Origin of the sequence: Candidatus Angelobacter sp. (assembly GCA_035607015.1) — a bacterium.
In the GTDB taxonomy this organism is placed as follows: domain Bacteria; phylum Verrucomicrobiota; class Verrucomicrobiia; order Limisphaerales; family AV2; genus AV2.
Map to the genome: position 1 here is coordinate 1 of DATNDF010000213.1, position 4203 is coordinate 4203.

Genomic DNA, 4203 nt, shown 5'->3' on the forward strand with positions numbered 1-4203 from the left:
GAACTGGCCGGCTGCGATCTGCTGACCATCAGCCCGACGCTGCTCGAAGAAATGCAAAAGACACCCGGCTCGCTTGCGCGCAAGCTCAGCCCGGAAAAGGCCGCCGGTGAATGCAAGGAGGCGAAACTGTCGCTCGACGAGAAGGCATTCCGGTGGATGCTCAACGAGGATCAGATGGCGACTGAGAAATTGTCAGAGGGCATCCGCATCTTCGCCGCCGACAACCTCAAGCTGGAGAAGTTTATCGCGGCGAAGTTGAATTAGCCTGCTAGGTTCGGCTCTCCGCGCCACTCGACTGCGTTATTGTGAAGACCGCAACCAACACACCTCGGCGCGGAGATTCTGGCGGATCGGCCGGTAAGATGAAATGGCAGGAGATTTTGCTGGTTGCCGTCGTTGGTTTATGTCTTGGGGCGGATACCAATTCCACAAAGCAATCCGAAGCTGAACAAAAGAGGCAGCTTATTGAGTTGATGTCGAACAACCTTGTGCAATTCGGTGTAACGAACCTCACGAAGGAGCAATTTGAACTAGGTTACAACATGTTCGTTGTTCATCCATCCTTCGGTATGCATTGGGACGACGTGCCGGCACCAACGCTCAAAGGCTCAAATGCCATGGACGCGGTCAACGCCTTCCTTGCGATAAATGGCTGGAACATGCACACCGGGATGCCTTTGTTGTCTGTCATTCAAACAAAGCCGATCACCGGTTTGCCCTGGGAAGCCATCAAAGACCGCCAGTTTGGGGCCGTCACGCACCAAGGTGTCCTGTATATCTCACTAAGGGGGTTCGCCACTGAATCCGATGGGATTGCCTATAATCCAAGGACCAACAAGTTTCCGACAATGATTAACGGTTTCAAGCCTATTGGAGATCATTGGTATGTTTGGAAGCAGACGATGGTTTCTCCGCAAAAGAAGGACTGTTACTACGAAGGAGAAACGCCGAATCTTCCACGGGAGACCGCACCGTCAAGGGAACAGAGGCCGTGAGCGCCCGTTCAAACCCCCACCATCATCCTCGCCATTTTCTTTTTATCGAACGGTTCGCCCAAACCAAGCGGCGCATCGGCGGGAACCGTTGAGGGATCGTGGTACGTACCGAACATCCGGTCCCAGAGGCTGAATGTTGTGCCGAAATTCGTCCGGCTGCGTTCGGTCGAGTGATGCACGCGATGATAGGCGGGCGTGATGATAAGATATTTGAGCGGGCCGATGCGGACGTTGAGGTTCGTGTGTTCCCAGAATTGAATGAGAATGCCAATCGAATAACCGATGCCGGCTTCGAGCGGGCTGAGGTTGAATACCAGCATCGGCACCGCCGCCTGCGGGATGTTGTAGATGAACGAGTGCAGGAAACTTGTGCGGAACCCGGAGAACCAGTAGAGCTGCTCGATGGAATGATGCCACGCGTGCGTCCGCCACAGCGGGCTGAAACGGTGTTGCGCGCGGTGAATCCAGTAGATCATCAAGTCCACGAGGAAAATCGCCATGACGATGCGCACCACGCCCGGCAACCCTTGCAGCGCATGCCAGCCGCCAAGCATCCACGCCGGCGCACAGGCGTTGACGAAGCCGGTGACCGTGTAATGCGAGACGCGGTTCATCGCGATGGCCAGGGCAAAGGAGAAGACATCGATCTTCAAATCCTTCCAGCGATCGACTTCGCGCGCGGGCCGGACCCGCTCGAGGACCTCGAACACGAGCACGAGCAGGAAGAACGCAGCCGTCTGGATATTTTCCGAATTGAGCATGTCCCGTTTCGTCGGCGGGATTGTTGCGAACGGCGTTGAAATAATCAAGCGGCGGAAACGCCGGCAAAGACGGCCAACGTCCGGCACTCAAGCCGCGAGCAGAGCGTCGCTTCTCTGCGCCGCGCGGCGACCGAAATTAGGCGATTCCTTCAACCTGGATTTGAACCGGCGGCGGCGCTCGTCCGTTTCATCAGCCGAGTACAGCCGCTTCACCAGGTCCAGAAAACCGCCTTGCAGTTGTTCGACGCTCATGTTCTTCGGCGAAATGTTGATGTCAAACAGCGTGCAGAGTTCCCAGGCGTGGTCGCGAATGATGCGGCCCTCCCGTTTCAGTCGTTGATACAGCGGCGTGCCCGGGAACGCGGTGAGGAAAGTGATCTGGACTTCGTAGAGGCCGGACTCTTTCACGAACCTGAAGACTTCTTCGAACACGTCCGGTGTGTCGCCGTCAAGGCCGAGAATGAAGCAACCGTTCACGGTGACACCATGGGATTGAATCTTTTGAATCGCCGCGGCGTAGTGATCGCGCTGGCGCGCCTTCCAGTTGTTGTTCAACTCCACGCCGTCGAGGCTGGTCTTGCGCGGGCTTTCGAGGCCAATGAGGATTTGCTGGCAGCCGGAATCGCGCATCAATCCCAGCAGCGCATCGTCTTCGGCCACTTTCACGTCCGCCTCGGTGAACCAGCGCAGCTTTTCCTTCGCCAGTTCGCGCAGCAGACGTTTGTAGTGCTCGCGGTGAACGAAGCTGTTGTCGTCGGCGAACTCAATGAACGGGCGCGGCCAGATTTTTTTGATCTCGCGGATCTCGGCGATGACTTTTTCGACCGGCTTCAATTTATAGTGCGGTGTCAGGAGAATTGAACTGGCGCAGAAATCGCATTTGTGCGGGCAGCCGCGGCTCGTCTGCACCGTAATCCGGTTGTATTTGTCCGGATCGAGCAGATCGAACCGCGGCATCGGCGCCTCCCGAAGATCGAACCCGCCTCCCGGCGTCTGAAAGTAAAATGGTCTGAGGACGCCGCGCTCGAAATCCGCGAGCACCTGCGGCCAGAGCGGCTCGCCTTCCCCGACGACGACACTCGTGCAATGTTCCTTCGTCTCTTCGGACAACGAACTCACCGGAATGCCGCCCATCACGACCGGAATGTTTTTTTGCCGATAAACGTCGGCGACCTGCCAGGCCTCCTTCAGTTGCGCGGTGAAGGTGCTGATGGCAACCAGGTCAAAATGATCCGGCAGATCGTTTTCTTTCCGCAGGTCGAAGATCTCATGGTATTCGACGTCGAACCTGGAGGGCGTCAATCCGGCGAGTGTCAGCAGACCGAGGCTCGGCAATGACGCGATGATGCGGTTGCGGTCCACGAAGCCGGGCAACGTCAGTCCCAGTTGAGTAAGCTCCTCGTTGTGCGCGCGCACGCCGCTCATGGCGATGAGTCCAATCCTTTTCATGGGTTCGCAACCTCCCAGAGGGTTAAAATGCAGGACGCGATCAAACTGGTGACCGGGATGAGAAACAGCGCCCGGAACCGCGGCCGGTGCGCCATGGCAAAACAGCAGATGGGCATTGAAACGGCGCCGAGCGCGAATCCCCAGGACGCGACAGTCGCGACGATGGGAGCAAGCGTGAAGCTGCGCGCCGTCAGATAGAAAAGGAAATTCACTCCGGCCAGCCCAAAGAACGAAATGTGGCCGAGGCGATAGAGCCTGCGCCGATAACTGGAGTAGCCGCCCAGCCAGCGTTCCTTGTGAAAATTCAGGCCGAAGAAGAACCCGTTGGCAAAGCCGAGCAATATCCACAACCAGGCAAGCACCAGATTGAGTTGGGCGATGGGGGTCTTCATGTTGCTCGATTCGATTGTCCGCGGACGAAGTTACCGGGACGGCCTGGCGTGGCGTTAATTGATAAAACGACGGAAGGAATCGATTCAATTGATGACGACAGAGAGGCGTGGCGGCGTTTAAAACGCGTGACGCGAATCCGGGAGGAATCCCGGGTGCGGGCCCGCAAAACGGCCTTCGCGGCCGGGTCTCCTTCAATAAAGCCAGTTGAAGACCTGGAAGGCGCCCCAGCCCAGGGCGGCGCCGGCGGGCAAATCAATCACATAATGCTGTTTGGTGAACAAGCAGCTCGCAGCGATGAGCAGCGGGAAGAGGAACGCCCAATGGCCGAGGCTCGACTGCAGGTGCAGCGCCGTCAGCATCGCGACCGACGTGTGCATGCTGGGGAAGCTGTTGGAGCGCCCGTCAAACGTCTGCACGAAGGCCAGGAAGCGTTCGGAAGGCCCGCTTTGCCGGTTGCAGGCGCGCCACGCCTCGGGCGTTGCCACGGGAAAGAACGTGAAAAAAATCATCTGCAGGCCGAGCAACAAGGTGTAACTCATGGCCACGTAAAGAAACTGCCTTGGCGATTGAATGACCAGGTTGATGTAGAGGATCACCGGGTAGTA

6 protein-coding genes are annotated in these 4203 nt (G+C 57.4%); 2 read left to right on the forward strand and 4 right to left on the reverse strand.

Annotation, left to right across the window (positions count from 1 at the left end; all coding sequences use genetic code 11):
* Positions 1 to 264 (forward strand): transaldolase family protein (locus VN887_08760; GenBank protein ID HXT40101.1); only part of this gene is annotated, 264 nt, incomplete at its 5' end.
* Between the two features lie 41 nt (positions 265 to 305).
* Positions 306 to 995: a hypothetical protein gene (locus VN887_08765; protein ID HXT40102.1), complete on the forward strand. Its 690-nt coding sequence runs from the start codon at positions 306 to 308 to the stop codon at positions 993 to 995.
* Positions 996 to 1003: 8 nt separating this feature from the next.
* Here VN887_08765 and VN887_08770 read toward each other — a convergent pair whose 3' ends face one another.
* The 4 genes from VN887_08770 to VN887_08785 all read right to left on the reverse strand — a co-directional run.
* Complete coding sequence (locus tag VN887_08770; GenBank protein ID HXT40103.1) at positions 1004 to 1756, reverse strand: sterol desaturase family protein; 753 nt, start codon at positions 1754 to 1756, stop codon at positions 1004 to 1006.
* A gap of 87 nt (positions 1757 to 1843) precedes the next feature.
* The gene (locus VN887_08775) at positions 1844 to 3205 is read right to left on the reverse strand and encodes a radical SAM protein (protein ID HXT40104.1); all 1362 of its coding nucleotides are present in this window, start codon (positions 3203 to 3205) and stop codon (positions 1844 to 1846) included.
* Positions 3202 to 3597 (reverse strand): hypothetical protein, encoded by a 396-nt coding sequence (locus VN887_08780; protein ID HXT40105.1) that lies wholly within the window; start codon positions 3595 to 3597, stop codon positions 3202 to 3204. The genes VN887_08775 and VN887_08780 overlap by 4 nt, the downstream gene beginning before the upstream one ends.
* 192 nt (positions 3598 to 3789) lie before the next feature.
* Positions 3790 to 4203, reverse strand: a 414-nt coding sequence (locus VN887_08785) for a phosphatase PAP2 family protein (GenBank protein HXT40106.1), incomplete at its 5' end; no start/stop codon positions are given.

Excerpts from the sequence above, each read along its gene's own strand:
- VN887_08775 (HXT40104.1), bottom strand. The coding sequence starts at position 3,205 with ATGAAAAGGATTGGACTCATCGCCATGAGCGGCGTGCGCGCGCACAAC.
- VN887_08780 (HXT40105.1), bottom strand. The coding sequence starts at position 3,597 with ATGAAGACCCCCATCGCCCAACTCAATCTGGTGCTTGCCTGGTTGTGG.
- VN887_08770 (HXT40103.1), bottom strand. The coding sequence starts at position 1,756 with ATGCTCAATTCGGAAAATATCCAGACGGCTGCGTTCTTCCTGCTCGTG.